7 protein-coding genes are annotated in these 5,505 nt (G+C 67.6%); all 7 read right to left on the bottom strand.

The window, feature by feature from the left end:
* Positions 1-16: 16 nt before the first annotated feature.
* Positions 17-802, bottom strand: a complete 786-nt coding sequence (gene hisF / locus WA317_RS01280; RefSeq protein ID WP_425171307.1) for an imidazole glycerol phosphate synthase subunit HisF — start codon at positions 800-802, stop codon at positions 17-19.
* 1 nt (position 803) lies between these two features.
* On the bottom strand, positions 804-1,616 hold the full coding sequence (locus WA317_RS01275) for an inositol monophosphatase family protein (protein ID WP_425171308.1): 813 nt from the start codon (positions 1,614-1,616) through the stop codon (positions 804-806).
* Between the two features lie 10 nt (positions 1,617-1,626).
* Positions 1,627-2,361 (bottom strand): bifunctional 1-(5-phosphoribosyl)-5-((5-phosphoribosylamino)methylideneamino)imidazole-4-carboxamide isomerase/phosphoribosylanthranilate isomerase PriA, encoded by a 735-nt coding sequence (gene priA, locus WA317_RS01270; protein WP_425171306.1) that lies wholly within the window; start codon positions 2,359-2,361, stop codon positions 1,627-1,629.
* 3 nt (positions 2,362-2,364) lie between these two features.
* Positions 2,365-2,985 (bottom strand): imidazole glycerol phosphate synthase subunit HisH, encoded by a 621-nt coding sequence (hisH, locus tag WA317_RS01265; RefSeq protein WP_425171305.1) that lies wholly within the window; start codon positions 2,983-2,985, stop codon positions 2,365-2,367.
* Positions 2,982-3,596, bottom strand: a complete 615-nt coding sequence (hisB, locus tag WA317_RS01260) for an imidazoleglycerol-phosphate dehydratase HisB (RefSeq protein ID WP_425171304.1) — start codon at positions 3,594-3,596, stop codon at positions 2,982-2,984. The genes hisH and hisB overlap by 4 nt, the downstream gene beginning before the upstream one ends.
* Positions 3,593-4,726 (bottom strand): histidinol-phosphate transaminase, encoded by a 1,134-nt coding sequence (locus WA317_RS01255; protein ID WP_425171303.1) that lies wholly within the window; start codon positions 4,724-4,726, stop codon positions 3,593-3,595. The genes hisB and WA317_RS01255 overlap by 4 nt, the downstream gene beginning before the upstream one ends.
* The coding region (hisD, locus tag WA317_RS01250; protein ID WP_425171302.1) for a histidinol dehydrogenase at positions 4,723-5,505 on the bottom strand (783 nt) is incomplete at its 5' end. The genes WA317_RS01255 and hisD, both read right to left, overlap by 4 nt.

Below are 5,505 nucleotides of genomic sequence, written 5' to 3'. Positions count from 1 at the left end.
ATTGCCGGGTCAAGTGTCATCGCACACTGATCCCCGCGGCGGCCATCGCCGCCTTGACCTCTTTGATGGTCAACTCGCGGAAATTGAACACGCTGGCCGCCAGCACCGCATCGGCCCCCGCCCCGACTGCCGGTGCGAAGTGTTCCACCGCACCCGCTCCCCCGCTGGCGATCACCGGCACGGTGACCGCCGCGCGAACCGCGCGCAGCATCGCCAGGTCGAAACCGGCTTTCGTACCGTCGGCGTCCATCGAATTCAGCAGGATCTCACCGACTCCCAACTCCGCGCCACACGCCACCCACTCGATGGCATCGATACCGGTGCCGCGGCGCCCGCCGTGCGTCGTCACCTCCCATCCCGAGGGTGTGGGCGCCGAACCGGCCGGCACAGTGCGTGCGTCGACGGACAACACGATGCACTGGGAACCGAAGTGTTGCGCCATGTCGGCCAGCAGTTCCGGACGGGCGATTGCGGCGGTGTTGATCGAGACCTTGTCGGCACCGGCGCGCAACAGCGCGTCGACGTCGGCCACGGTGCGTACGCCACCGCCGACAGTGAGCGGGATGAAAACCTGTTCGGCCGTGCGGCGCACCACCTCCAGCATGGTGGACCGCCCCGCCGACGACGCCGTCACGTCGAGAAACGTCAGCTCGTCGGCGCCCTCGGCGTCATAGGCGGCAGCGAGTTCGACCGGGTCACCGGCATCGCGGAGATTTTCGAAGTTGACACCTTTGACCACCCGACCGGCGTCGACGTCCAGACACGGAATCACCCGTATCGCAACCCCATTGAGAAAAGACATTTCAGTACCGCTCAGGACCGCCGGTACTGCGCAAGACGTCGAGCATCTGCTCGTGCACCCCCGGAGCCGCAGCCAGCGCGGACCGCGCGTCGGGCGTCCACGGCTCGCCGGCCAGATTCGTGACGATGCCACCGGCGGCGCGAATCAGCGCCACGCCCGCAGCGTGGTCCCAGGCGTGGTCGCCGAAGCTGACCGCACCACCCAGGATTCCGCCGGCGACATAGGCCAGGTCGATACCGGTGGCGCCGTGCATGCGCAGCCGCGACGACACCCGACTCAGATTCTCCAGCACCGCAATCCGGTAACGTCCCGGGAACCGGCCCCGTGAATCGGCGTTGAAGGTTCCGACACCGATTATGGAGTCGGCCAGTTCCCGCGGTGTCAGCGGTGGCTGCGGCACATCGTTTCGCACCAGCGGACCGCCCAGCACTGCGGTGTAGCGCTGGCCGGTGAACGGCAACCACGTCAGGCCTGCCACCGGTTCACCGTGGTGCAGCAGGCCCAACAGGATCGCGGCCATCGGCGAGCCGGCGGCGTAGTTGAACGTTCCGTCCACCGGGTCCAACACCCACACCCAGGGTGAGGCGAGGTCGGGGCCGCCGAATTCCTCGCCGTGCACACCGATTCTGGTTTCCCGCATCAGCGCGTCGACAACTTGACGCTCTATCGCCAGGTCGACCTTGGTGGCGAAGTCGTCACCCCGCTTGCTGACCGCGGAAGCGGCGCGGTGGCCGTCGACGAACTGTTCGGTCGCCGCGTCGAGGATCGCCGACGCCTGCCGCACCAGAGCATCCAGGTCTTTCGATTCCAGCACGCCCACTGCTCTACTCCGCCACCGCGGCCAACGCCTCCGGCAAGCGGAATCGTCCGGCGTACAGCGCTTTCCCGACGATGGCGCCTTCGACTCCGCGGTCGGCCAGGGTGGCGAGTGCGCGCAGATCGTCCAAACTGGACACACCTCCGGACGCGATCACCGGCGCATCGGTGCGAGCGGCGACCGCACTGAGTAGCTCGAGGTTGGGGCCGGCCAGCGTGCCGTCCTTGGTGACGTCGGTGACGACGAACCGCGAACAGCCCTGACGGTCGAGGCGATCCAGCACATCCCACAAGTCGCCGCCGTCGGTCTCCCAGCCGCGGCCGCGCAACCGGTGCTGGCCGTAGACGATCTGCACGTCCAGGCCGACGGCGACCTTGTCGCCGTGCTCGGCGACCACTTGTGCGCACCACGGCGGATTCTCCAGCGCGGCGGTGCCGAGGTTGACCCGCGTGCAGCCGGTGGCCAGGGCCGCGGCCAGCGACTCGTCATCGCGGATGCCGCCGGACAGTTCGACGTGGACGTCGAGCTTGCCGATGACTTCGGCGAGAAGTTCCCGGTTGGAACCGCGCCCGAATGCGGCGTCCAGGTCCACCAGATGGATCCACTCGGCGCCATCGCGCTGCCAGCCAAGCGCGGCGTCTACCGCTGAGCCGTACTCGGTTTCGCTGCCGGCTTTGCCCCGCACCAGCCGCACAGCGCGGCCTTCGATGACGTCGACGGCAGGCAGCAGAATCAGCGACATTTCTTAGAGTGCCTCCACCCAATTGCTCAACAGCGTCGCCCCGGCGTCGCCGCTCTTCTCCGGGTGAAATTGGGTTGCGGCAAGTGGCCCGTCCTCGACGGCGGCCAGAAAGGGTGTCTGGTGGGTGGCCCACGTCAACAGCGCGGCGGGGCTGCCGTCCCACCGTTGGGCGGCATAGGAATGCACGAAATAGAACCGGGTGGTCGTGTCGAGTCCCTTGAACAGCCTGCTGCCCGCGGCGGTGTCGACCACATTCCAGCCCATGTGCGGGATCACGGGTGCGTCGAGCCGGGTTACCGCACCCGGCCACTGCCCGCAGCCGGAGGACTCGACCCCGAATTCGATGCCACGTTCGAACAGGATCTGCATGCCGACGCAGATGCCCAGCACCGGACGTCCGGCTTCCAACCGCTCGCTGATCAGCTTGTCGCCGTCGACATTTCGCAGACCCTTCATGCAAGCATCGAACGCACCGACACCCGGCACCACCAGGCCGTCGGCCGCTGCGGCGGCGGCGTGGTCGGTGGTCACCTCGACCGCGGCTCCAACCCGCTGCAGCGCCCGCTGCGCCGAACGTAAATTGCCTGAGCCGTAGTCCAGCACCACAACGGATTTGGCTGTCACAACGTCCCTTTGGTGGACGGCACCCCGGTCACCCGGGGATCGGATTCCACCGCCTGGCGCAGGGCGCGGGCGACGGCTTTGTACTGAGCCTCGGTGACGTGATGCGGGTCGCGGCCGTAAAGCACCTGCACATGCAGCGCGATGCGGGCGTTGGTTGCCAGCGACTCAAACACGTGCCGGTTGATTACGGTGTGGTAGGGCACCGAACTACCGGCGATCGTGGTGTGTCGGAGGTAATCCGGCTCACCCGTGTGCACGAAGTACGGTCGGCCGGACACGTCGACGGCGGCGTGGGCCAGCGTTTCGTCCATCGGAATGAAGGCATCCCCGAACCGTCGAATGCCCTTCTTGTCGCCGAGGGCCTGCCCGAGCGCCTGGCCCAACACGATTGCGGTGTCTTCGATGGTGTGATGCCCCTCGATCTCGACATCACCCTTGGCGCGCACGGTCAGATCAAAGCTGGCGTGACTGCCCAGCGCGGTCAGCATATGGTCGTAGAACGGAACGCCAGTGTCGACCTGCACCCGGCCGGTGCCGTCGAGATCTAGTTCGACGAATATGTCGCTTTCCCTGGTGGTGCGCTCGACGCGCGCTAAACGGCCGGCGGTCATGACGCTCCCAGTGGCTGGGCCAGTTGGGTCGCCGCGAGCTGCGAACTGACGCGCAAAAAAACGTCGTTCTCGTCGGCCACACCGATGGTGGTGCGCAGGTAGCCGGCAATACCGACATCGCGGATCAGCACTCCGGCGTCCAGGTAGCGCTGCCAGGTGGCGGGCGCGTCGGCGAACCGCCCGAACAGCACGAAGTTGGCGTCGCTGGGAACGACGTGAAATCCCATGCCGGTCAGCGCCGCGCTCACCCGCTCCCGTTCGCCGATCAGCGTCGCGACACTGCCCAGCGTGTCGTCAGCGTGCCGCAGTGCAGCGCGGGCGCTTGCCTGAGTGACCGACGAGAGGTGGTATGGCAGCCGTACCAGCAGCATCGCGTCGACGACGGCCGGGGTCGCGATGAGGTAACCGAGCCGGCCGCCGGCGAACGCGAACGCCTTGCTCATGGTGCGGGTGACGATGAGCTTGGTCGGATACTCCTGCACCAGCGCCACTGCACTGGGCTGCGCGGAGAACTCGCCGTAGGCTTCGTCGACTATCACGATCCCGGACACCGCATCGAGCAGCCGCCGCAGGTCGCGCAACGGAACGCTTTGCCCGGTCGGATTATTCGGGCTGGTGACGAACACCACGTCCGGCCGGCGCTCGGTCACGGCGGCGACCGCGGCGTCGACGTCCAGGCTGAAGTCGTCGGCCCGGAGTGTCTGCATCCATTCGGTGTGGGTGCCGTCGGAGATGATCGGGTGCATCGAGTACGACGGCACGAATCCGATTGCGCTGCGCCCTGGTCCGCCGAACGCTTGCAGCAACTGCTGCAGGACCTCGTTGGAACCGTTGGCGGCCCAGAGGTTTTGGGCACCGAGCGGCACACCGGTCTGTGCGGTCAGATAGGCGGCGAGGTCAGCACGCAGAGCCGCCGCGTCACGATCGGGATAGCGGTGCAGGTCGGCGGCCGCGTCGCGCACCGATGCCACGACGTCGTCGACAAGCGCCCTGCTGGGCGGGTGCGGGTTCTCATTCGTGTTCAGCCGCACCGGGACCACCAATTGGGGTGCACCGTACGGGGTTTTTCCGCGCAGGTCGTCGCGCAACGGCAACTCGTCGAGGCTGACCCGCAGCGGTGATCGGGTCATCGCTCGAACCTCCGTCGTATCGCTTCGCCGTGCGAGGGCAGGTCTTCGGCCTTGGCCAGTGTGACGACATGTCCCGCAACGTCTTTCAGCGCAGACTCGTTGTAGTCGACGACGTGGATGCCGCGCAGGAAGGTCTGCACCGACAGCCCGCTGGAGTGCCGGGCGCTGCCCGCCGTCGGCAGCACGTGATTGGAGCCGGCGCAATAGTCACCGAGACTGACCGGCGACCACGGCCCGACGAAGATCGCGCCGGCCGAGCGGATCCGCGCCGCGACGGCGGCCGCATCGGCGGTCTGGATCTCCAGGTGCTCGGCGGCGTAAGCGTTGACCGCGCGGATTCCGGCGTCGAGGTTGTCGACCAGGATGATCGCCGACTGGCTGCCGCTCAGCGCTGTCGTCACCCGCTGCCGGTGCACGGTGGTGCCAAGCTGTTTGGCCAATTCGGCGTCCGTGGCGTCGGCCAGTTCGGCGCTCGGGGTCACCAGCACGCTGGCGGCGAGGTCGTCGTGTTCGGCCTGGCTGATCAGATCAGCGGCCAGGTGGGCAGGGTCGGCGGTGTGGTCGGCCAGGATGGCGATCTCGGTCGGCCCGGCTTCGGCGTCGATACCGACCCGCGAGCGGCACAGCCGCTTGGCGGCGGTGACGTAGATGTTGCCGGGCCCGGTGATCATGTCGACCGGCGCTAGCTCCGCGCCGTCGGTGTCGACGCCGCCGTAGGCCAGCAACGCCACCGCCTGGGCACCGCCGACCGCCCAGACCTCGTCGACGCCGAGCAGCTT

Origin of the sequence: Mycobacterium sp., from assembly GCF_049802695.1 — a bacterium.
Taxonomy (GTDB): Bacteria; Actinomycetota; Actinomycetes; order Mycobacteriales; family Mycobacteriaceae; genus Mycobacterium.
The sequence above is the reverse complement of the archived record's forward strand: the minus strand, read 5'-3'. Positions and strand labels throughout refer to the sequence as shown.